The organism is Streptomyces sp. NPDC059853 (assembly GCF_042731495.1).
GTDB lineage: Bacteria > Actinomycetota > Actinomycetes > Streptomycetales > Streptomycetaceae > Streptomyces.
On the sequence record NZ_JBHWJL010000061.1, the window covers coordinates 1 to 22,391 of the forward strand.

The 22,391-nt window shown below is 71.8% G+C and carries 20 protein-coding genes and 1 pseudogene; 15 read left to right on the forward strand and 6 right to left on the reverse strand.

Going from position 1 to position 22,391, the window contains the following annotated elements; all coding sequences use genetic code 11:
* From ACFV5N_RS09625 to coaE, 4 genes and pseudogenes are all read left to right on the forward strand, one after another.
* A pseudogene (locus tag ACFV5N_RS09625) lies at positions 1-347 on the forward strand (hypothetical protein); the annotation flags it as partial.
* Positions 348-749: 402 nt separating this feature from the next.
* Positions 750-2,258 (forward strand): 30S ribosomal protein S1, encoded by a 1,509-nt coding sequence (gene rpsA / locus ACFV5N_RS09630; protein ID WP_385596431.1) that lies wholly within the window; start codon positions 750-752, stop codon positions 2,256-2,258.
* A 220-nt stretch (positions 2,259-2,478) separates the two neighbouring features.
* On the forward strand, positions 2,479-3,432 hold the full coding sequence (locus ACFV5N_RS09635) for a PAC2 family protein (RefSeq protein WP_385596477.1): 954 nt from the start codon (positions 2,479-2,481) through the stop codon (positions 3,430-3,432).
* A gap of 26 nt (positions 3,433-3,458) precedes the next feature.
* On the forward strand, positions 3,459-4,064 hold the full coding sequence (gene coaE / locus ACFV5N_RS09640) for a dephospho-CoA kinase (RefSeq protein ID WP_385596434.1): 606 nt from the start codon (positions 3,459-3,461) through the stop codon (positions 4,062-4,064).
* Between the two features lie 662 nt (positions 4,065-4,726).
* On the opposite strand, the gene ACFV5N_RS09645 is transcribed toward coaE, so the two are convergent.
* Positions 4,727-5,044, reverse strand: coding sequence for a hypothetical protein (locus ACFV5N_RS09645; protein WP_385596436.1), 318 nt, complete (start codon positions 5,042-5,044; stop codon positions 4,727-4,729).
* Positions 5,045-5,130: 86 nt separating this feature from the next.
* Positions 5,131-6,342, reverse strand: a complete 1,212-nt coding sequence (locus ACFV5N_RS09650; RefSeq protein ID WP_385596439.1) for an aromatic acid exporter family protein — start codon at positions 6,340-6,342, stop codon at positions 5,131-5,133.
* 122 nt (positions 6,343-6,464) lie between these two features.
* Here ACFV5N_RS09650 and ACFV5N_RS09655 point away from each other — a divergent pair, with 122 nt between their 5' ends.
* Both ACFV5N_RS09655 and ACFV5N_RS09660 read left to right on the forward strand, forming a co-directional pair.
* The gene (locus ACFV5N_RS09655; protein WP_385596442.1) at positions 6,465-7,604 is read left to right on the forward strand and encodes a glutathione-independent formaldehyde dehydrogenase; all 1,140 of its coding nucleotides are present in this window, start codon (positions 6,465-6,467) and stop codon (positions 7,602-7,604) included.
* A gap of 165 nt (positions 7,605-7,769) precedes the next feature.
* Positions 7,770-8,648 (forward strand): SAM-dependent methyltransferase, encoded by an 879-nt coding sequence (locus tag ACFV5N_RS09660; RefSeq protein WP_385596444.1) that lies wholly within the window; start codon positions 7,770-7,772, stop codon positions 8,646-8,648.
* Here the strand turns inward: ACFV5N_RS09660 and ACFV5N_RS09665 are convergent.
* Positions 8,641-9,624, reverse strand: coding sequence for a zinc-dependent alcohol dehydrogenase family protein (locus tag ACFV5N_RS09665; protein ID WP_385596479.1), 984 nt, complete (start codon positions 9,622-9,624; stop codon positions 8,641-8,643). The two genes, ACFV5N_RS09660 and ACFV5N_RS09665, sit on opposite strands and share 8 nt — an antisense overlap.
* Positions 9,625-9,750: 126 nt before the next feature.
* Here ACFV5N_RS09665 and ACFV5N_RS09670 point away from each other — a divergent pair, with 126 nt between their 5' ends.
* The 4 genes from ACFV5N_RS09670 (at position 9,751) to ACFV5N_RS09685 (ending at position 14,240) form a co-directional block, all read left to right on the forward strand.
* Positions 9,751-11,025: a VWA domain-containing protein gene (locus ACFV5N_RS09670; protein ID WP_385596447.1), complete on the forward strand. Its 1,275-nt coding sequence runs from the start codon at positions 9,751-9,753 to the stop codon at positions 11,023-11,025.
* Positions 11,025-11,843, forward strand: a complete 819-nt coding sequence (locus ACFV5N_RS09675; RefSeq protein ID WP_385596449.1) for a hypothetical protein — start codon at positions 11,025-11,027, stop codon at positions 11,841-11,843. The genes ACFV5N_RS09670 and ACFV5N_RS09675 overlap by 1 nt, the downstream gene beginning before the upstream one ends.
* Positions 11,844-12,152: 309 nt before the next feature.
* The gene (locus tag ACFV5N_RS09680; protein ID WP_385596451.1) at positions 12,153-13,160 is read left to right on the forward strand and encodes a DUF5954 family protein; all 1,008 of its coding nucleotides are present in this window, start codon (positions 12,153-12,155) and stop codon (positions 13,158-13,160) included.
* Positions 13,161-13,391: 231 nt separating this feature from the next.
* Positions 13,392-14,240, forward strand: coding sequence for a helix-turn-helix transcriptional regulator (locus ACFV5N_RS09685; protein ID WP_385596453.1), 849 nt, complete (start codon positions 13,392-13,394; stop codon positions 14,238-14,240).
* A gap of 152 nt (positions 14,241-14,392) precedes the next feature.
* On the opposite strand, the gene ACFV5N_RS09690 is transcribed toward ACFV5N_RS09685, so the two are convergent.
* Both ACFV5N_RS09690 and ACFV5N_RS09695 read right to left on the reverse strand, forming a co-directional pair.
* Entirely contained in the window at positions 14,393-14,812 is a 420-nt protein-coding gene (locus ACFV5N_RS09690) for a nuclear transport factor 2 family protein (protein ID WP_385596456.1), read from the reverse strand.
* Between the two features lie 148 nt (positions 14,813-14,960).
* Positions 14,961-16,397, reverse strand: a complete 1,437-nt coding sequence (locus tag ACFV5N_RS09695) for a WGR domain-containing protein (protein WP_385596458.1) — start codon at positions 16,395-16,397, stop codon at positions 14,961-14,963.
* A 92-nt stretch (positions 16,398-16,489) separates the two neighbouring features.
* Between ACFV5N_RS09695 and ACFV5N_RS09700 the strand changes: the two genes are divergently transcribed.
* The 3 genes from ACFV5N_RS09700 to ACFV5N_RS09710 all read left to right on the forward strand — a co-directional run bounded on the left by ACFV5N_RS09700 (position 16,490) and on the right by ACFV5N_RS09710 (position 18,456).
* Complete coding sequence (locus ACFV5N_RS09700) at positions 16,490-16,933, forward strand: type II toxin-antitoxin system PemK/MazF family toxin (protein WP_385596460.1); 444 nt, start codon at positions 16,490-16,492, stop codon at positions 16,931-16,933.
* 281 nt (positions 16,934-17,214) lie between these two features.
* Positions 17,215-17,337, forward strand: coding sequence for a hypothetical protein (locus ACFV5N_RS09705; RefSeq protein ID WP_385596463.1), 123 nt, complete (start codon positions 17,215-17,217; stop codon positions 17,335-17,337).
* Between the two features lie 477 nt (positions 17,338-17,814).
* Complete coding sequence (locus ACFV5N_RS09710; protein WP_385596466.1) at positions 17,815-18,456, forward strand: M23 family metallopeptidase; 642 nt, start codon at positions 17,815-17,817, stop codon at positions 18,454-18,456.
* Positions 18,457-18,541: 85 nt separating this feature from the next.
* Here ACFV5N_RS09710 and ACFV5N_RS09715 read toward each other — a convergent pair whose 3' ends face one another.
* Entirely contained in the window at positions 18,542-19,447 is a 906-nt protein-coding gene (locus ACFV5N_RS09715) for a glycerophosphodiester phosphodiesterase (protein WP_385596469.1), read from the reverse strand.
* 171 nt (positions 19,448-19,618) lie between these two features.
* Between ACFV5N_RS09715 and uvrB the strand changes: the two genes are divergently transcribed.
* On the forward strand, positions 19,619-21,739 hold the full coding sequence (uvrB, locus tag ACFV5N_RS09720; protein ID WP_385596472.1) for an excinuclease ABC subunit UvrB: 2,121 nt from the start codon (positions 19,619-19,621) through the stop codon (positions 21,737-21,739).
* 55 nt (positions 21,740-21,794) lie between these two features.
* The gene (locus tag ACFV5N_RS09725; protein WP_385596475.1) at positions 21,795-22,376 is read left to right on the forward strand and encodes a TerD family protein; all 582 of its coding nucleotides are present in this window, start codon (positions 21,795-21,797) and stop codon (positions 22,374-22,376) included.
* Positions 22,377-22,391 lie beyond the last annotated feature (15 nt).

The window sequence follows — 22,391 nt, forward strand, 5'->3', positions numbered from 1 at the left end:
CGGACGACCCGGGCGAGCAGCCCGAGTGCCCGGTGGACCCGGACGACGAGGAGCCGGAGGAGGACACCGGCGCGGACGACGCCGATGACACCCGCACCGGCGCCGGGGACTCCGGGCGGCCCGGTGACGCCGATCCGTCCGGTGCGGGCGACGAGCCCGGCGAGGACGAGGAGAACGAGGACGCGGACGGGGACGAGGGCTGCGACGACCCCGAGGACGGGGACACCGACCCCGACGGCGAGGACCCGGACCCGGACGGGGGCGAGGACGGGAAGGACTCCGGCACCGCGACCGGCGACGGCACCCCGGTGACGCAGACCGCCGCCGTCGCCACCCGCCGTATCTGATCGCCGCACCCCGCATCCCGCACGGCGCGCCCGGGTCCGCACGGACCCCGGCGCGCCGTGCGCGTACGACCGGGGGCGCGCCACGCCCGGCGAGAGGGTGATCTTGGCCCCAGCCGGGCGGTGAACTGCCGGTTTTGGCTGGATATCGCATGGGGTGGGGCGAAGCACGCATTGACCCCGCTGAGATGCGCCCGTATGCTATAAGACGCGCTGCGGGCCTGTGCGCCTCGGACGGAGCAGGCCGCGCTCGCACTTGTTGTATGTCCCCTCGGTTGTCGAGGCGCTTTCGGAAGCGGCACCTCCGGAGAGCGCTTCTCAGGCTGTCCGGCTTCGGCAGTGCGATACGGGCCCCGTGCGTAGTAGTGCCTACGACACCTTGTCCGTACCGGAGCCCTTTACCACATGACGAGCAGCACCGAGACCACCGTGACCACCCCGCAGGTTGCGGTCAACGACATCGGTTCCGAGGAAGACTTCCTCGCCGCGATCGACGAGACGATCAAGTATTTCAACGACGGCGACATCGTCGACGGCGTCATCGTGAAGGTCGACCGGGACGAGGTCCTGCTCGACATCGGCTACAAGACGGAAGGGGTCATCCCCTCCCGCGAGCTGTCGATCAAGCACGACGTGGACCCGAACGAGGTCGTCGCCGTCGGGGACGAGATCGAGGCCCTGGTCCTCCAGAAGGAGGACAAGGAAGGCCGCCTGATCCTGTCCAAGAAGCGCGCGCAGTACGAGCGTGCCTGGGGCACCATCGAGAAGATCAAGGACGAGGACGGCATCGTCACCGGTACCGTCATCGAGGTCGTCAAGGGTGGTCTCATCCTCGACATCGGCCTCCGCGGCTTCCTGCCGGCGTCCCTCGTCGAGATGCGCCGCGTCCGCGACCTCCAGCCCTACGTCGGCAAGGAGCTGGAAGCCAAGATCATCGAGCTGGACAAGAACCGCAACAACGTGGTCCTGTCCCGCCGTGCCTGGCTGGAGCAGACCCAGAGCGAGGTCCGCCAGACCTTCCTCACCACCCTCCAGAAGGGCCAGGTGCGCTCCGGCGTCGTCTCCTCCATCGTCAACTTCGGTGCCTTCGTGGACCTGGGCGGCGTGGACGGTCTGGTCCACGTCTCCGAGCTGTCCTGGAAGCACATCGACCACCCGTCGGAGGTCGTGGAGGTCGGCCAGGAGGTCACCGTCGAGGTCCTCGACGTCGACATGGACCGCGAGCGCGTCTCCCTGTCGCTGAAGGCGACCCAGGAAGACCCGTGGCAGCAGTTCGCCCGCACCCACCAGATCGGCCAGGTCGTCCCCGGCAAGGTCACCAAGCTGGTGCCGTTCGGTGCGTTCGTCCGCGTGGACGAGGGCATCGAGGGTCTGGTCCACATCTCCGAGCTGGCCGAGCGCCACGTGGAGATCCCGGAGCAGGTCGTCCAGGTCAACGACGAGATCTTCGTCAAGGTCATCGACATCGACCTGGAGCGTCGCCGGATCAGCCTCTCGTTGAAGCAGGCGAACGAGAACTTCGGCGCCGACCCGCTGGCCGTCGAGTTCGACCCGACCCTGTACGGCATGGCCGCGTCCTACGACGACCAGGGCAACTACATCTACCCCGAGGGCTTCGACCCCGAGGCCAACGACTGGCTGGAGGGGTACGAGAAGCAGCGCGAGGAGTGGGAGCGCCAGTACGCGGAGGCGCAGTCCCGCTTCGAGCAGCACCAGGCGCAGGTCGTCAAGTCCCGCGAGGCGGACGCCCAGGCCGAGGCCGAGGCGGCGGGTGCCGGTGTGCCGGCGCCGCAGTCCGGCAGCGGTGGCGGCGGGGGTTCGTACTCCTCCGAGGGCGCCGAGGACACCGGTGCGCTGGCTTCCGACGAGGCGCTGGCGGCGCTCCGCGAGAAGCTGGCCGGCGGCCAGAGCTGAGTGCTCACCGCCGCTGACCCCGCCCGCTAGGGCGGGCTGAGGCTCCCAGGGCCCGCACCCCGACCGGGGTGCGGGCCCTGTCGCGTTCCCGGCCCCTGCCGGAACCGCCCCCTCCGCCGGACGGTTCCGTACCGGACATGGGAAGCTGCCCCGGGAATGCCGTCGTGTCACCGCGCGTTCTGTCCGGTGCACGCAAGACAGCGGAAGGGGTGCGGTGACGGTGCGGGATCCGCAGGAGTTGTACGCATGGGACGCCCGGGGGCTGCGGCTCGCCGAGCAGAGCGCGACCGGAGCGGACGGCGCCGGGCCGGTGCTGATCTACTTCCTCGACGGCTTCATGGACGCCGGGGAGACCGGCGGCCAGCTGATCGAACAGCTGCTGGACGGCCGCCCGTACACCACGGTGGCGCGCTTCGACCACGACCGGCTGATCGACTACCGGGCCCGCCGGCCGGTGATGACCTTCCGGCGCGACCGCTGGACGTCGTACGAGACGCCCCACCTGGACCTGCGCCTGGTGCACGACGAGACGCACCAGCCGTTCCTCGTGCTGTCCGGGCCCGAGCCCGACGTGGAGTGGGAGCGGTTCGCGGCGGCGGTGCGGCAGATCGTGGAGCGGCTGCGGGTCCGGATGGCCGTGACCTTCCACGGCATCCCGATGGGCGTGCCGCACACCCGCCCGGTGGGGCTCACCCCGCACGGCAACCGCACGGATCTGCTGCCCGCGCACCGTGGCATGTTCGACGAGGCGCAGGTGCCGGGGAGCGCGGCGGCGCTGCTGGAGCTGCGGCTGGCCGAGGCCGGGCACGATGTGCTGGGGGTGGCGGCGCACGTGCCGCACTACATCGCCCGCTCGCGGTACCCGGACGCGGCGCTGGTGGTGCTGGAGGCGGTCACCGGGGCGACGGGTCTGGTGCTGCCGCAGGTGGCGCACGCGCTGCGCAACCGGGCGCTGAAGACACAGAACGAGATCGAGCGGGAGCTGGCCGAGGGCGACTCCGAGCTGGTGGCGGTGGTGCGCGGCCTGGAGCAGCAGTACGACGCGCTGGCGGGCGCGGCCAGTCGCGGCTCGCTGGTCGCGGAGCCGGCCGAACTGCCGTCCGCCGACGAGCTGGGCGAGGTCTTCGAACGGTTCCTGGCCGAGCGCGAGCAGGGCGAGGGCGGCGACCGCTGACGGCGCCGGGCGGGTAGCCTGCGGGCATGCTGAGCGTGGGACTGACCGGCGGGATCGGGGCGGGCAAGAGCGAGGCCGTGCGGCTGCTGGCCGGACACGGCGCCGTGGTGGTGGACTCCGACCGGATCGCCCGCGAGGTGGTGGAGCCCGGCACCCCCGGGCTGGCGGCGGTGGTCGAGGAGTTCGGGCCGGGCGTGCTGGCCGCCGACGGTTCGCTGGACCGGGCGGGGCTCGGCCGGATCGTCTTCGCCGACGCCGGGCGGCTGGCGGCGCTGAACGCCATCGTGCACCCGCTGGTCGCCCGCCGCTCCGCGCAGCTGCGGGCCGCCGCGCCCGAGGGATCCGTGGTGGTGCACGACGTGCCGCTGCTGACCGAGAACGGCCTGGCCGACCAGTACGACCTGGTGGTCGTGGTGGACGCGTCGCCCGCGACGCGGCTGGAGCGGCTGACCCGGCTGCGCGGCATGAGCGAGGAGGACGCCCGGGCCCGGATGGCGGCCCAGGCGGGCCGGGAGCAGCGGCTGGCGATCGCCGACGAGGTGCTGCGGAACGACGGCACGCGCGAGGAACTGGCCGCCCAGGTGGACCGCCTGTGGGAACGGTTGCAGGAACGCTTGCGGGAGCGGCGGTAACGCATTTTCGCCGGGGGCGGCGTATCCGGGTGCGGTGACCGGGGACGGTGTACACGGCGAGGTGGGCGGTCGGGTCCGCGTGGAGCAGCTCGTACAGGCCCACACCGTCGATGTGCACCGGTACGGGGCGGGGCTCGCCCGGCCGCGTACGGTGCGGCAGCTGCCGGTGGAGCGCGGGCCCGCCTGCTGCGGGCGGTGACCGGCCCGGGGTCGAGCAGCCGCTGATCGCGGTCGCTGCACGGCGGGCACGCGGCACATGGCGGGCCGGCAGCTCACAGCGGAAGCGCTCGACGCCGGTGGGGCGGCGGGCGTACCGGGTGGGTGATCGATGACAGCAGCCGGGCGGGCGCCGGCCCGGGTGCGGACCGTACAGCGGCCCGGAGCCAGGATCGCGGCGGCGGTGCGGCAGGCCGGGTGCTTCTCCCGGGCGAGGGGCGGCCAGTCGTGGGAGCCGGTGGCGCGGGGCGGCGGTCGGGAGCTGCCCGAGGGCGGCCGGGTCGGCGTCCGCCGCGAGGTGGTCGCCCGGTGCGCCGTCCGCCGCTGCTGGAAAGAGGGATACCCGGACCCCGTCATCGGCGGGGGTGGCCTCGACGGTGAAGGCGGTCACCGGCGCGGGCGCGGCACCACCGGGCTCCGGCAGGGGTCGGGCACCACGGATCGTGTCAGCCGGGGTACCTGTGCCAGCAGCCGGGCCATGGGGCTGTCCGTCCGCGACCACCCCGGGCGCCGTCGTAGGCGCCGAGGGGCGGGCGGTCGAGGGCTGCCGGGTGCAGGGCGGTGATGCCGTGATCGGTGATCACCGGATCGGCGGCGACGAGCGCGGCGCTCCACTCCTCGTACGGGCCGGGGAGCGCTGGCCGGCGCGCAGGACGGGGGCGAGCGTCGGGGTGCGGGACGAGCGCGACCTGGTACGTGTCGTACGGGAGGGTCGCGGTGAACGGCCGGTGCGGTGCGGTGCGGTCGCCGAGCGGCCCACGCACAGGACCGTGTACGTGCCGCTGCCCGCGCTGTACCGGGATGGGCCCTACCTGTCCCCTCGCTCGCCGCGCATCGTCGTCCGCCGACGTTACCGGGAGCTGCGTACCCGGATCCTGGCCTTGCGGCGCAGCCGCCGCATCCGGTCGCGGCGCTCGCGCGAGTAGCGGTCCAGTTCCTCCATCACCCGCAGGGACCGCTTCTCCACGTCCAGCTCGTCCAGCATCCGGTCCGCCTCGGCCAGGATCGAGCCGTGGAACTGCCACTGCCGGGGGTGCTCCCGTACGCCCGTGAGCATCAGCTGCGCGAGCCGTTCCCGGCTGGCGCGGCTGGCCTCCAGTTCGCGGATCAGATTGTCCTCCGCCTCCTCCGCCGCCTCGTTGACCTGGCTGGTGATGAGGGTGGCGAAGCTGTCGACGGCGCGGGCGAGGTTGGCCAGCAGGTCCCGCAGGGCAGGGCCGACCTCCGGGGGGACCAGCGGCTCGCCGGTGCGCCGGGCCGCGATGTCCGCCTGGGAGCGGGACATGGTGCGCAGGATGACGGCGCACACCTCCAGCGTGTCCAGGCCGGTGCGCAGCACGATCCGGGTCAGCAGGCCCTCCTTGACCCGGGGGTTGAGCCGCAGGCTCTCCTCGGCCTGCCGCAGGGAGGCGTCCACCGTGGTGATGTCCTGGTCGAGCTGCCGGGCCTCGTCCAGTTTCTGCTCGGCGCGGGTGACGGACAGCCGCTGGGTCTCGGATTGCTCGGCGAGGCGCAGCAGCAGGTCGCGCATCCGGGCGGCGAGGTCCTCGATGTCCTCGCCCGCGCTCTGCACCCATACCGGTGGCACGAAGATCACGTTGAACAGCAGGCCGACGACGGCGCCGATCAGGGTCTCCGCCACCCGGTCCCAGGCGGTCTCGGCCACCTGGGCCACGCCCAGCACGAGCATGGCGCTGATGGCCACCTCGGGGACGAACTCGCTCACCCGCACCAGATGGCCCACCGTGAGCGCGCAGAGGATCAGCAGGCCAAGGCTCCACCAGCTCAGCCCGACGATGGCGCTGAAGCCGGCCGCGACGACGACGCCGACCACCACGGAGGTGACCCGGCGGATGCCGCTGGTGATGGTGGCGAAGAGGGTGACCTGGACGACGAGCAGGGCGGTCAGCGGGGCGAGCAGCGGGGCGCTGACGTTCGTGAGCCAGAGCGCGACGATGTAGGAGAGGGTGGCGGCCGTGGTGGACCGGAGCGTCTGGGCGACCACCGGCTCCCGGCCGCCGCGTTTGGCGAGGTCGACGACTTGCTCGGACAGATCGGGCACGCTGCCGCCCTTCTGGTGCTTTCCTGCCGCTCACACCCATGTGGCTGTACCAGACATAACACCCTAATATGACAAAAGGAATGGCAGCCAGCGGTCGGGGGCCACACAGCAGGGAGGACCCAGTGAAGGCGGTTGTGTACCAGGAGCCCTTCTCCGTCGCCGTCCAGGATGTCGATGACGCCCGGATACAGGCGCCGAACGATGCCATCGTCCGGGTGACGACGGCGGCGATCTGCGGCTCCGACCTCCATATGTACGAGGGGCGTACCGGAGCCGAGCCGGGCATCGTGTTCGGCCACGAGAACATGGGCATCGTCGAGGAGGTCGGCTCCGGCGTCACCACGGTCAAGAAGGGCGACCGGGTGGTGATGCCGTTCAATGTGGCCTGCGGCTTCTGCAAGAACTGCCTCGCCGGGAAGACCGGCTTCTGTCTGACGGTCAACAAGGGCTTCGCGGGCGGCGCCTACGGCTATGTCTCGATGGGCCCGTACATGGGCGGCCAGGCCGAGTACCTGCGGGTGCCGTTCGCGGACTTCAACTGCCTCCAGCTGCCGATGGGCGAGGAGCACGAGGACGACTTCGCGCTGCTCGCGGACATCTTCCCGACCGGCTACCACGCCACCGAGATGGCCGAGGTCTCGCCCGGCGAGTCGGTGTGCGTCTTCGGCGCCGGCCCGGTCGGGCTGATGGCGGCCTACTCGGCCCTGCTGCGCGGCGCGGCCACGGTGTTCGTGGTGGACCGCCAGCCGGACCGGCTGCGGCTCGCCGAGCGCATCGGGGCGGTTCCCATCGACTACAGCCAGGGCGACCCGGCCGAGCAGATCAAGGACCGCACCGGCGGCGAGGGCACCGACAAGGGCATCGACGCGGTGGGCTACCAGGCCACCGTGCGCGAGGGCGAGGAGCAGCCCGCGATGGTGCTCAACACCCTCGTCGAGAGCGTGCGGCCCACCGGCATCCTCGGTGTCGTCGGCCTCTACGTCCCGTCCGACCCGGGCGGGCCGTCGGAGAGTGCCCGGCACGGCGAACTGCTCTTCACCATGGGCCGCTTCTTCGAGAAGGGGCTGCGGATGGGCACCGGGCAGGCCAATGTCAAGGCTTACAACCGGCAGTTGCGCGACATGATCATCGCCGGCCGGGCCACCCCGAGCTTCCTGGTCTCGCACCGGCTGCCGCTGCGCGAGGCTCCCGACGCGTACCAGCACTTCGACCGGCGCGACGACGGCTGGACCAAGGTGCTGCTCAAGCCCGCCATGGCCTGAGCCGCCGACGCCGGCTCCGCACCCGCTCTGCTCCCCTCCGTCAACTCCCGGAATCGGCACCCCCGTACGGGTGAATCCCGCGCCGCACCGCACTGCCCGGCCCGCCCGGCGGGCAGGTTGGGGGCGGCGAGCGGGGGGCCGATGCCCAGGAGGGGGAGAACCACGATGCCGGAGACCACCGATACCGGGCTGCCCGGAGCACCCACACCGCAGGAGGTGGGCGCGTTCTACGACGCGAACAACCGGGCGATCACCGAGATCTACGGTGGCAACATGCACTACGGGTACTGGCTGGGCCCGGACGACACCAGCGACTTCGCCACCGCCGGGGACCGCCTCACCGATCTGCTCATCAGCCGGCTCAGGGCCGGCCCGGGCGACGAGGTGCTCGATCTCGGCTGCGGCACCGGCGGCCCCGGCGTACGGCTGGCCAAAGCCAGCGGCGCCCGGGTGACCGGCGTCTCCATCAGTGCCGGAGACGTCGCGCTGGCCGGGGCGCGTGCGGAGGCCGAAGGGCTGTCCGGCCAGGTCCGTTTCGAACTGGCCGACGCCATGGACCTGCCCTACCGGGACGCCTCATTCGACGCCGTCCTCGCCTTCGAATCCATCGTGCACCTGCCCGACCGGGGCGCGGCGCTGACGGAGATCGCCCGGGTGCTGCGCCCGGGGGGGCGGCTGGTCCTCACCGACCTGGTGGAGCGTGGCCCGGCCGAGGAGGACGAGCACAAGCGCCGGGCGGTCGCCGAGATGCTGGCCATCTGGCGGGCCGCCCCCATGACCCGCGCCGAGGCGTACCCGGGCCTCGCGGACGCCGCCGGGCTCGTCATCGACGAGATCACCGACATCACCGAGCACACCAAATACACCGCCGCCCACATCTACGCCGGCACCCGCGACCATCTGCTGCGGCACGGCGAACTCCCCCCGGACCTGGCCCGCATCCACGCGATGGGCGCCCAGGTGGACTGGGCGGAGTTCACGGCCGCCGAGCAGAGCGACGGCATGATCATCGTGGTGGCGCACCGCCCGCCCGGCCTCACATGACCAGGACGGCCGCGCCGTTGACCCGGTCCGCCGCCAGGTCGTCCAGCGCGCGGTCGGCCTCCGCGAAGGGGTAGGGGGTGACGGTGGTGCGCAGCGCGTGGGACCGGGCCGCGGCCAGGAAGGCGCGCCCGTCGTCACGGGTGTTGGCGGTGACGCTGCGCACCGTCCGCTCGTGGAACAGCTCCCGCTCGTAGTCCCGCGCGGGGATCGTGGAGAGATGGATCCCGGCGATGCTCAGGGTGCCGCCCGCGTCCAGGGCCGTCAGCGCGGTGGGGACCAGATCGCCCACCGGGGCGAACAGGATCGCGGAGTCCAGCGGTTCGGGCGGCGCGTCCCGGGCGTCGCGCGCCGAGGCCGCGCCGAGTTCCAGGGCCAGCCGCCGGGCGGCGGGCGAGCGGGTGAGGACGTGCACCGTGGCGCCCTCGGCCAGGGCCACCTGGGCCGTCAGGTGCGCCGAGCCGCCGAAACCGTACAGGCCGAGCCGGCCGTCCGGCGGCAGGTCGGCACGGCGCAGCGCGCGGTAGCCGATGATCCCCGCGCACAGCAGCGGGGCCAGCGTCGTGTCCGGGTACCCCTCGGGCAGCGGATAGGCGTAGGCCGCCGGGACGGTGGTGTACTCGGCGTAGCCGCCGTCCGCGTCCCAGCCGGTGTACCGGGATTCCGGGCACAGGTTCTCCCGGCCGCCGCGGCAGAACCGGCACCGGCCGCAGGTGTGCCGCAGCCACGGGACGCCCACCCGCGCGCCCACCGCGTAGCCCGTGGCGCCCGGCCCGGCCGCCACCACCTCGCCGACCACCTCGTGCCCCGGCACCACCGGCGTCCGGTGCGGCGGCAGCTCCCCGTCCCGGACGTGCAGATCGGTACGGCACACCCCGCAGGCCCGTACCCGCACCAGCAGTTCACCGGCGGCGGGGCGGGGCACCGGCAGCTCGGCCGGGTCCAGCCGGCCGGGGGTGGCGACCGTCCAGGCCCGCATCGTCGCGGGCAGCGCCCCGGGGTTATCGGCAGTCATGTCCGACAAGGTAGCGCTGGTCCCGGTGCCGAGACCGGCAAGCGACCGCTCGTTTTGAGGTGAACACCTGACGGTCAATAAGATCCGCCAATGATCATAAGAAAGTGGTCGGTTGCCCTCACCGGGCTGCTGACCGTCCTGATGGCGGGCGCCTTCGCGCCCGGCGCGCTCGCCGACGGCGCGGTGACCGAGGGCCAACCGCCGCCCCGCGTAGAACTCGTCCTCGACGTCAGCGGCTCCATGAGCGAACGCGACATGGCCGGCGGCCAGTCCCGGATCGCCGCCGCACAACAGGCGTTCAACGAGGTCATCGACGCGATGCCGGAAGAGGTGTACCTCGGCATCCGCACCCTGGGCGCCGGCAACCCCGGCGACGACCAGGTCGCCGGCTGCGTCGACAGCGACCAGCTCTACCCGGTCGGCCCCGTCGACCGGCTGGAGGCCAAGACCGCCGTCGCCACGCTCCGCCCCACCACGGGCTTCACCCCCATCGGCTACGCGCTCCGCGAGGCCGACAAGGACCTCGGTGACGACCCCGGCACCCGCCGGATCGTCCTCATCACCGACGGCGAGGACTCCTGCGGCCAGCCCGACCCCTGCGTGGTGGCCCGTGAACTGGCCGCCAAGGGCACCCACCTGGTGGTGGACACCCTCGGCCTGACCCTGGACGACGCCGTACGCCAGCAGCTGAGCTGCATCGCGGAGGCCACCGGCGGCACCTACACCGCCGTCCAGGACGCCGACCAGCTCGCCGACCGGATCGGACAACTCGTCCGGCGCGCCGATGTGCCCGTCGAGAACCCGGCCGCCGTCGAGGGCGCCCCCCAGTGCGCCGACGCGCCGCTGCTCGGCGCCGGTGTCTACACCGACCGCGCCGAGTTCGGCGAGCCCCGCTGGTACCGGGTGCCGGTGCGCCCCGGCCAGGAACTGCGGGCCTCGGTGAGCGTCGCCGCCGACCGCGCCATGGACCCCGACCACGGGGTGCTGCTGCGCGCGGTGAGCGAGGACGGCCAGGAGCTGACCCGCGGCACCGGAGCCGGCCACGGCCGGACCGATGTGATGTCCACCGGGCTGCGCTACCCGCTGCCCGAGCCCGAGGAGGGCGACACCTCCGCATCGGTCCCGGTCTGCCTGGAGGTCTCCAACTCCTTCTCGGTGCCCGAGGGCCAGCCGCGCACCCCGGGTCTGCCGGTGGAACTGTCCGTCGACGTGGTGGCCGGCCCCGACAACCCCTCGGACGTGGCCGCCTTCGGCCTCGCCCGGGGCTGGGTGCCGCTGGTGCTGCTGACGGTGGTCGGCCTGGTCGCCGGCGTGCTGTGGGGCCTGCTGGTCCGGATGGGGATCGCGCTGGGGAGGGCCCACTGATGCGACAGGGACTGCGACGTACGCTCCGGGCCGCGGTGCTGCTGCCGCTGACCGGACTCCTCCTCGCCGGCGCGGGCACGGCCGCGGCCGACGACGCCCCGCAGCAGGAGGCGGGCACCGGCTTCCGCACCGCCACGGTGATCGGCCAGGACGAGACCGCCACCGCCATGGCCTCCACCGGCGACTACCTGTACTGGACGTTCCCGGCCGGCGCGGGACAGACCGCCACGGCCGAGGCCACGGTCACCCTGCCGGACGCCGCCCTGCGCAGCGGCCCGGTCACCTGGCAGCTCGACGTGTACGACGGGCTGCGCCGCCGCCAGGCGTGCACCGAGGGGCAGCAGACGGTGACGGCGGCCGAGGACGCCGCTTCCATCGACCTGAGCTGCACCCTGCGCCCGGTCAAGCCCTGGTCCGAGCCGTGGGCGGACGATCCGCTGCCCGGCGCGTACTATCTGCGGCTGACCGTCGTGGAGTTGCCGGAGCGCGACCTGGGGCTCGGGGTCTCCGCCCAGGTGCGGGTCACCGCCACCGAGTCGGGGGGCGCGCGGGCCGGCGGCGGCGAACTGTCGGAGCCGCTGATCCCGGCCGCCCGGGCCGGGGCCGTCGTCGATCTGGAGGCGGACCCGGAGGCGGCGGAGGACAGTGACGACACCGTGACCGGCGTCCAGCCGGTGGCCGTCGCCGAGCCCGAGTCCGGCTGGATGGGCTCGTGGTGGAGCGACCGCTGGGTATGGACGGCGGCCGGCGGCGTGCTCGGCGCCATCGCGGGCGTGGCCGGTTACGTGCTGATCCGGCCGCGGCAGCGGGAGAGCTGACCGGCGGGGCAAGACGGGGTACGGGTCCGGCCGCCGGGGCAGGACAGCCCGGCGGCCGGCTCCGTCCCCGGTCGGTCACCTACCGCCACCGCCATCGGAACGAGGCGCTGGGGGAGGCGATCCCGGCGCCGGCCGGGAACCTGGCGAAGTGGAGCCCGACGGCTGGGTGGAGCGGATCCCGGAGCCGGGGCGGTGAGGGTAACGGAGACGCCGAAGCCCCGGGCGGTGTACCGGGCGGATTGACCCCCGGGAGGATGATCCGGGGCTGATCCGCTGCGATGTGGCCGACGGGGCTACCACAATGCGGGTATGAGCGATGACCAAGCGGAACTTCCCGAGCCCCACCGTGTCATCAGCATGGCGCGGTTCGACGATCCGGTCTCGGTGATCTCCGATACGGAGGCCTGGCGTGCGCGGGACACCTATCCGGACATCATGGGGCGGGGGCCGATGTTCGCCCTGGTGGAGCAGGAGGCCGACGGTCGCTGGCGGGTGATCGTCGCCGACGAGGGCAACCCGCAGGGCTGCCGGGACGAGCTGGCCCGCGAGTGCCGGGTGCGGGCGGCGGAGGCCGTGGCGGTGAAGGACCGCGAGGCGCAGCGGCTGTGGCTGACCGGGGCCCGCCGGATGGACTGGGAGAAGCTGAACGAACTGCGGGTGGGGGAGTGCCGGTTCCGGATCGCCCGGGGTGACATGTTCATCCGGATGGGTCCGGACGGTCCCGAGCCGCCCCGGCCCAGCGATCCGGATCCGATGCGGCCGGGGGAGGGGTACCGGGCCAGGTCGCGTACCCGGGGCTTCCTCATCGATCCCGCGGCGGCCACCGGGATGTCCGAGGGCATGCTGCGGATCGATCTGCTGAGTTTCGTCTATCCGTCCTCGCGGGTGCCGCACGATGTGCGGGCGGATTCGCTGCGGGCACTCCAGAGCCATCCGGGCGGGGTGCTGCTGCCCCCGGTGTTCGCGATCACCGAGTTCACCGAGGGCCGCTGGACGCCGATGACGGGCGGGGCGGACACCCCGCAGGCGATCAGGGACTCGCTGGTGACCTATCTGCGGGAGGTCGCGCCGATGCTGCACGAGGACGATCCGGGGCTGGTGGCCCGCCTGCGGGCGGGAGCCGACGAGTTGGCGTACACCCGGTGGGACGAGGCCAGGATCGGCGACCGGCACTACCGGGTGATGCGGCTGGAGCGACTGGTGCGGGTGGGCCCGGACGGCCCGGAGCCGCCCCGGGCCTCCGACTGGGATCCCGAGCTGCCGGTGCAGGCCCAGGCGGAGCGGGACCGGCTGAACGGGGTGCGGTACGACGACTAGCCCGGGCCCGTCCGGTCGGTGTGCGGCCGGGCACCCGCGCCCGGCCGGACACCGGCCGCACACCGACCGGACACCGCGTTCCACCCTGGTGGGCCCCATGAAGCGTGAGGTGGTGTCCCGGCCGGCGCACCGTGCACCAGGACACGTTCCCGCCCATCCTCCCCGCGCTCGCAGTGCTGCGCCGCACCTCGGGGGCCGCCCGCAGGGCACGCTCGGTCCTATCATTTCTCCATGGCTGGCACTGCTCGGCGCGTGAGGAACGAACTCGGCGTCTATCTGCGCAGACGCCGCGAGGCGATCGAGCCCGAGTCGTTGGGCCTGGCACGGGGACAGCGGCGCGTCACAGGACTGCGGCGCGAGGAAGTCGCGACCTTCGCCGGAGTGAGCATCGACTACTACACGCGCCTTGAGCAGGGCCGTGAATCGAGTCCTTCGCCGCAATTGCTCAACGCCCTGTGCCGCGTGTTCCGACTGAGTGAGGACGAGCGTCTGCATCTTTACCGACTGGCCGGTGCGGATGTGATGCAGCAGCGATCGCCGCTCAGCGCGGACGTATCGGTCGAGCTGCGAGGGCTTCTCGACCGGTGGTCCATGAATCCCGCGTTCGTCTACCACGAGGGGCAGGAGATCCTCGCGGCGAACTCCCTCGGCCGGCTGCTTTATCAGGGCTTCGCATCCGTGGACAACTTCGCCAGGATGATGTTCCTCGATCCCTTCGCGAGGACGTTCTATGTCGACTGGGAGCGCGTCGCGCTGGAGACCGTGGGGGCACTCCGCCAGGCGTGGGGCAAGGCCTCGGTGCGCGCCGGTATTCAGGATCTTGTCGATCACCTCGCCGACGGCGACGCGGACTTCGCGGAGATGTGGGACGCGCAGGTCGTCATCGGCAAAAGCCATAAGACCAAGAGGCTTCTGCATCCTGCCGTCGGGCCGCTCACGCTCGAATACCACGATTTCGTCGTCCCCGCGGCGCAGGGCCTGCACCTCCTCGTCTGTGACGCGCGACGAGGAAGCACGACAGAGGAGTCGTTGCAGTTGCTCGGCAGCCTGAGCCCTGACGCCGAGGCGACCATGCCTTGATCGCGCCCGGGCCGGCCGTCCGGCTCCCGGCCCGGGCGGCGTGGAGGAGTCCTCCGACCCGGCAACCCTGCCGGGGTCCGCGACCACAGCGGGCGGCGTGATGTCGCGGCCCGCTGTGATCCGTTCCCGCGAGCGGGGCTCCCGGGGCCTGTTCAGACCGCGACCCGCTCGACGATGTCGTAGTAGGCGTGCAGGTCGAGCCACTCGATGCCGGAGACGACCTTGCCGTCCTTCATGGTCAGGATGTAGAGATATCCGTTGTGGTACGGCTCGCCGTCGCGGGCACGGCCCCTGCTGTCGATGCGGACGATGACGTCGTCGCCGTCGGCCCACAGGCCTCGCGGTGTGATCGCCAGAGGCCCGTCGAGTCGGTCGAAGAGCGCCTTCTCCGCGTTCTCGTGCAGGTCGTCGAGGCCGTTGTACTCACCGGCGACAGGTCCGTGGCCGGCGATCGTCCAGGTCGTGGACTCGGTGAAGATCTCGGTGAAGAACCTCGTGAAATCCTCCGCCCCCGCGTCCAGAGCAGCCTCGACGACCGCCAGGTTGGATTCCTCCTGAGGGGTGTACCGCATGTGTGTCTCCCGGAGAGCAGTGGTTGCTGTGCTCAAGGCTTCCGTCCCGGTGACGGGAAAGCCGGCATCCGCAACCTAGGGATGACCCGGCTGTCGCGGGAGGGCCGCGGTCCCCATGGGTGCGGGACACCCCCCTTCGTGCCGCGGCTCAGCCGAGGCGGCGTATCTCGCCCTGCACCCGGTAGAAGCCGCCGGCGGAGGCGTGCACGGCGTCGACGACGTACCGGGCGCCCGCCTCGCGCAGGTGGCGGGGGAACTGCACGTTCCACTCCGGGGCGTACCCCGGGGTGGTGACGCGCATCCGCAGCCGGGAGCCGTCCCGTACGCACGCGACGACCACGCCGCCGGCCGGGACGGCGGTCACCAGCTCCACGGCCTCGGCCGTGCGGGCCGGTGTGTAGGTGGGGGTGCCCGCCGCCGACTTGATGTCGCGGGCGGTGGGCACCGTGCCGCGCTGGGCGTCGGCGATGGCCGCCTCCCCGGCGTCGATGCAGGCCAGCGAACCGTCGGTGGTGACGATGTACAGCTTCTGGTCGCGGTACTGCATGGACAGCGCGGAGCCGGCGCCGGTGCCCAGCTTCCACAGCCGGGTGCCGTCCTCGGCGAAGCAGTAGACCGAGGAGGAGGCGTCCCCGGCGAAGACGTACCGGCCGCCGGGTGCGGTGGCGCAGGAGTAGACGACGGAGTCGCAGCTGTAGGTGGCCTCGATCCGGCCGCTGTCCTTCGCGAGCCGCTGCACCACGCGCCGGTCGGTGCCCGCGTACACCGAGCGGTCCTCCTGCCAGCCGAAGAGCACCGCGCCCCGGGTGCCGGTGTGCCACAGCTCGCCGGAGCCGTCGGGGGCGTAGGCAGTGACCCCGCCGCCGTGCCCGTGGTAGACGGCCCGGTCGTCGCGCCGCACCATCCAGGCGTGGTCGCCGGTGCTCCGGCGCGACCACTGGAACTCGTCCTCGTGGTCGATGACGGTCAGCCCGCCCTGCCGGTCGGCGACGTTGAGGACGCCCTCGTGGATGTCGAGCCAGAAGATGTCGACGTCGGCGGCTATCTCGTAGGCGGCGAAGGGGAGTTTGGAGGACAGGTCGTAGACGGTGCCGTCGTCGCAGCCGGCGTAGATCCAGAAGTCGTCGGCGACCAGGCACTTCACGCCGTCGGGCAGCCGGTAGCGGGCCAGCACCTCGCCGTCGTGCCCCAGGGTGTGGACGTCGCCGTTCTGGTTGCCCACCCAGCAGCGGTCCTCGTCGATGTGGATGCCGAACGCCGCGGCGTCGGTGCGGAACCGCCACAGCACCGGTGCCACCGAGCGGGCGGTGGAGGGGGCGGAGGAGACCTGACGGCGGGTCACGGACCGGGCGGCGCGACCGCCGGGGACGGCGGGCGCGTAGCCCTTGCGGACCTTCTCGCCGACCTTCTTCGCGGCTGCCGCCTGGGCCTTCGCGACGCTGGGGAACTGCTGGGTCTTCAGCTGCCCGGCGGCACCGATCCGCCCGTACCGCACGCTCACCGTCGTGCCGTCCACCGTCACCTCGTAGAACTTGTGGGCTCCGCCGCCGTCTTCGGACAGCTCCAGATACGTGGTGGTGGACATGCTGATCTCCCCTGCCGTGGCGTCGTTCGCGTCAGTGGGCACAACGTAAGGGCGGGCACTGACAACAGGGCCGGCAGGGATAGCGTGACGGTATGACGATCGATGCGGATGAGGTACACGGGAGGGGCGGTCCCACCGGGACCACCGAGGTGCGGGCGGGGTCGCTCGGCGTGGTGCGCACGGCGTACGCGCCGGAGTTCGACGGCGACCCGGACCCGGGTGAGATCGTGTGGACCTGGGTGCCGTACGAGGAGAACGACGGCCGGGGCAAGGACCGCCCGGTGCTGGTGGTGGCCCGCGAGGACGGCGGCACCGTGCTCGCGGTGCAGCTGAGCAGCAAGGACCGGGACGGGGACCCGGAGTGGTTCCCGCTCGGAGCGGGCCCCTGGGACCGTTCGGGGCGGGAGTCCTGGGTGGATCTGGAGCGGGTGCTGCGGGTGCACCCGCAGGGCATGCGGCGCGAGGCGTGCGCACTGGACCGGGCCAGGTACCAGAGCGTGGTGCACAGCCTCCAGGCGCGGCACGGCTGGCGGTGAGGCGGGGCCCGGCCGGAAGGGCCGGGCCCGTCACGGACTGCCCTTGAGCTCACTGTGATCACAGGCGTGACGTATCTGATCGTTTCGCCTGGGCATCCTGCCATCCGGCCCGGGTGGGGGAGCCATGACCGGTGCCGTCGACGTGACCGTCGATCGCCTCAGCTACGGAACGCTCACGCCCGTGCTGGGCTGCCCGATGGCGCTCCTGGGCGCCGCGCCGGGCCGGCGCTGCACCGTACGCGCCCTGTCCGGGGGGCCACGGTCCGCCGCGAGGGGGGCTGGTGCCGGGGGCGCCGGCCCTCGGCTCGGGCATCGTCACCCCGCACCACACCGGCATGGCGGCGACGCCGGTGCACGCGCACAGCCTCAGCGCACTCGACACCCGGGCACCGGTCGGGACCTGATGCCGACCCTCGTCGTGCCGCTGCCGCTGACGCTCTTCACCGGGCTCCTCACCCGGCTCGATCCGCTGGCGTCCCGGGTCCCTGAAAGGGCGGGACCGCAGAATTGAGGACACTTTCCTGTGGCCCTCGACACAGCCCCCACGCGGTATACGAGCGGGCTTAGGAGAGAAATGTGACCAAAGGCCGGGACTTTCGTCCCGGCCGCCAGGGAATTCCGGCCGGGGGGAAGCCGGGAATTCTGGAAGGGGGTCCGGCTCCCGCCCCGGAGCGCCAGGCCAGGGCGCCGGCCGGCGGGGCGGTGAGGCGATGGCGGGACGCCGGTGATTCCGAGGCGCCGGAAGGGACCTTTTTCCTTTTCCCTTTCTACGCCCCGGCCTAGTAAAAGCACCGCTTGAATGCCCGGGAATCGGCCACTACGAATGGGTGTTGTCCCGGCCGATGGTCGAATTTCCCCGAGCTTCGCGAGGTAATCCCCGAATGTCGAACCGCATCACGAACCGCATCGCCAAGGTCTCCCGTGTCCGCACCCGGGCCGCCGTGCTGGCCGCCGGAGTCGGCGCATCGGCGATCCTGACGGTGGGCGTGGCGACGGCCGCCGAGGGTTCCCAGCAGACCCCCGACCTGTTCGCCGCCCACACCGCCAGCCAGCTCGCCGACTCCACCGGCGCCCAGGCCGACGCCGTGACCGCGACCCAGAACTCCTGGGTCAGCCCGATCGGCGGCGACTACGGCCTCACCGCGACCTTCGGCAACAGCGGTGACCGCTGGGCCAGCAAGCACAGCGGCCAGGACTTCGCCGTACCGGTGGGCACCGACGTCCGCGCCGTGCACAGCGGCACCGTCGTCAAGGCCGGCGGCAACGGCGCCGGTGACGGCCCCGCCTACGGCAACGCCATCGTGATCAAGCACGGTGACGGCACCTACTCGCAGTACGCCCACCTGAACAAGATCGACGTGAAGGTCGGCCAGAAGCTGAACACCGGCGACAAGATCGCCGAGTCCGGCAACACCGGCAACAGCAGCGGCCCCCACCTGCACTTCGAGATCCGGACCACTCCCGACTACGGCAGCGCCGTCGACCCGATGGCCTTCCTGCACAGCAAGGGCGCCACGGTCTGACCCGACCGCGCCCACCCGACCGCGCCCCGCCGGACACCGCACAGGTGCCCGGCGGGGCGCCGCCATGTCCGCCCCCGGTGCCCGCTCAGCCGCCGATGGCCTCCCGGACCACGTCGGGGAAGTTGGTGATGATCCCGTCCACGCCCAGCCCCGCGATCCGGGCGGCCGTCGGGCCGTCGTTGATCGTCCAGGCGTTCACCTCCAGCGGCTCGCCGTGCACCCCGTCCACCGCCTGGATGGCCGCGACGTACTCGGCGGTCAGGTCCGTGTACCGGGGGCCGATCTGGTCGGAGAACTCCGCGTAGTACGGCAGCTCCGCCACCGGCGGGGTGCCCAGGAAGCCCGTCTTCACGTCCGGTGCCAGCTCGTGCACCCTGCGCACCGAGTCGCCGCTGAAGCTCTGGAGCACCACCCGCTCGCCCGGGTACGCCTCCGTCAGCCAGCCGGCCCGGTTCAGCTCGGTCAGGATCTGCCGCTCGATCCCCGGGTACAGCTCGGGCGATTTGATCTCCAGCAGCAGTTTCTGGTCGTTCGCGCTCAGCCGGTGCAGATACTGCCGCAAGGTCGGTACCCGTTCGGCCACGAACTCGTCCCCGAACCAGCTGCCCGCGTCCAGCCGGGCGATCTCGCGCGCGGTGAAGTCGCGGACGTTCCACGGCGAGCGGTCGGGGAAGACCGCCGCCACGTTGGTGGTGCGCGCCAGGGTGGTGTCGTGCATCGCGATCAGCTCGTGATCCCTGGTGCGCTGGACGTCGATCTCCACCCACTCGGTGTCGAGACGGGCGGCCTCGTCGGCCGCCACCAGGGTGTTCTCGGGGGCGTAGCCGGAAGCACCGCGATGGGCGACGATCAGCGGAGTGGCGGTGGCGGTGGTGACGGGTGCGTCCGCCGCCGGAGCGGCAGCGGCGCCGCCGGCGGGGATCACGGTGAGCAGAAGCGTGATGACACCGAGGGCCGCGGCCGCGACCGCCGATCCGGGGCGTTTCGACACATTGACTCCTATGCGTCGGTTGGTAGGACGTAATGATCTTTTCCCCGCAGAAGACCGCGTCAGACCGAAAGATGGTGACGTGGGGCTGAACAGGTAGCGACAATCTGTCACCCCACGGGGCCGGACAGCGCTCCGGAGCCGATTGTCGGTGCCGAGTCGTACGGTGGGGTCATGCGGCCCGTTTCCCACATCGAACGTACGGTGGCGCCCTTCGAGGTCGTCAGCCCCTACCAGCCCAGCGGCGACCAGCCGGCGGCCATCGCCGACCTGGAGCGGCGGATCAAGGGCGGCGAGAAGGACGTCGTCCTGCTGGGCGCCACCGGCACCGGCAAGTCGGCCACCACGGCCTGGATGATCGAACGGGTCCAGCGCCCCACCCTGGTGATGGCGCCCAACAAGACGCTGGCCGCCCAGCTGGCCAACGAGTTCCGCGAGCTCCTGCCGAACAACGCCGTCGAGTACTTCGTGTCGTACTACGACTACTACCAGCCCGAGGCGTACGTCCCGCAGACGGACACCTACATCGAGAAGGACTCCTCGATCAACGAGGAGGTGGAGCGGCTGCGGCACAGCGCCACCAACTCGCTGCTCACCCGGCGCGACGTGGTCGTCGTGGCGTCCGTCTCCTGCATCTACGGCCTGGGCACCCCGCAGGAGTACGTGGACCGCATGGTGCCGCTGAAGGTCGGCGAGGAGATCGACCGGGACGCGCTGCTGCGCCGCTTCGTCGACATCCAGTACACGCGCAATGACGTGGCGTTCACCCGCGGCACCTTCCGGGTGCGCGGGGACACCATCGAGATCTTCCCGGTCTACGAGGAGCTGGCCGTCCGGATCGAGATGTTCGGCGACGAGATCGAGGCGCTCTCCACCCTGCACCCGCTCACCGGCGAGGTCATCGCCCACGAGCAGCAGCTGTACGTCTTCCCCGCCTCGCACTACGTGGCCGGCCCCGAGCGGATGGAACGGGCCATCGCCGGCATCGAGCGGGAGCTGGCCGAGCGTCTGGAGGTCCTGGAGCGGCAGGGCAAGCTGCTGGAGGCCCAGCGGCTGCGGATGCGCACCACCTACGACATCGAGATGATGCGGCAGATCGGCACCTGCTCCGGCATCGAGAACTACTCGCTGCACGTCGACGGCCGCGAGCCGGGATCCCCGCCGCACACCCTGCTCGACTACTTCCCCGACGACTTCCTGCTGGTCATCGACGAGTCGCACGTCACCGTGCCGCAGATCGGCGCGATGTACGAAGGCGACTCCTCGCGCAAGCGCACCCTGGTCGACCACGGCTTCCGGCTGCCGTCGGCCGTGGACAACCGGCCGCTGAAGTGGGAGGAGTTCCTGGAGCGGATCGGCCAGACGGTGTACCTGTCGGCCACCCCGGGCTCCTACGAGCTGTCCCGCGGCGACGGTGTGGTGGAGCAGATCATCCGGCCCACCGGCCTGGTGGACCCCGAGGTGGTGGTCAAGCCCACCGAGGGCCAGATCGACGACCTGGTGCACGAGATCCGCACCCGCACCGACAAGGACGAGCGGGTGCTGGTCACCACGCTCACCAAGAAGATGGCGGAGGACCTCACCGACTACTTCCTGGAGCTGGGCATCCGCGTCCGCTACCTGCACAGTGACGTGGACACGCTGCGCCGGGTGGAGCTGCTGCGCGAGCTGCGGGCCGGTGAGTACGACGTCCTGGTCGGCATCAACCTGCTCCGGGAGGGCCTGGACCTCCCCGAGGTCTCCCTGGTGGCGATCCTGGACGCCGACAAGGAGGGCTTCCTGCGCTCGGGCACCTCGCTGATCCAGACGATCGGCCGCGCGGCCCGTAACGTCTCGGGGCAGGTGCACATGTACGCCGACCGGATCACCGCCGCCATGGAGCGGGCCATCGAGGAGACCAACCGGCGCCGCGCCAAGCAGATCGCGTACAACGAGGAGCGCGGCATCGATCCGCAGCCGCTGCGGAAGAAGATCGGCGACATCGTGGCCTCCATCGCCCGCGAGGAGGTCGACACCCACGATCTGCTGGGCACCGGCTACCGGCAGGGCGGGGAGCAGCGCAAGGGCAAGGCGCCGGTGCCGGCCAAGCAGGCCGCCCGCAAGGGCGCGGCCGAGGGTACCGGGGAGCTGACCGAGCGCCCCGCCGCCGAGCTGGCGGAGACCATCGAGCAGCTCACCGAGCGGATGCGGTCCGCCGCCGCCGAGCTGCAGTTCGAGGTCGCGGCACGGCTGCGGGACCAGGTGTCCGATCTCAAGAAGGAACTCCGTCAGATGCGCGAGGTGGGCCTGCGCTAGCGTCGCCCTTGACTCTTTCTTTACCGGAGTCGCCTGACAAGGAAGGGGAGCTGTTGTGGGCGTCAATTTGTCCAAGGGGCAGGCCGTCAGTCTCGTGAAGTCCGGGAGCGGCGGGCTGTCCGCCGTCCGGATGGGCCTGGGCTGGCAGGCGGCGCGGCGCGGGTTCTTCAGCAAGATGCTCGGCGGCGGCGGGGACATCGACCTCGACGCCTCGGCCGTGCTGTACGCGGGGACCGAGTCGCGCGATGTGGTCTTCTTCCAGAAGCTCACCAGTGACGACGGCTCGGTGATCCATACCGGTGACAATCTCACCGGGGGCGCGGGACAGGAGGACGACGAATCGATCGTCGTCGATCTCGCCCGGCTGCCGGACGACATCGACACCATCGTCTTCACGGTGAACTCGTTCACCGGCCAGACCTTCACCGAGGTCGAGAACGCGTTCTGCCGGCTGGTCGACGAGAACACCGGCGAGGAACTGGCCCGCTGCACGCTGGCCGGCGGCGGCGCGTACACCGGCCAGATCATGGCCAAGGTCAGCCGGCGGGACGGCGAGTGGCGGATGACGGCCATCGGCGAGCCCGCCTCCGGGCGGACCTTCCAGGACCTGCTGCCGTCCATCGCCCCGCACCTGTAGGGCCGTGGCCGGGGC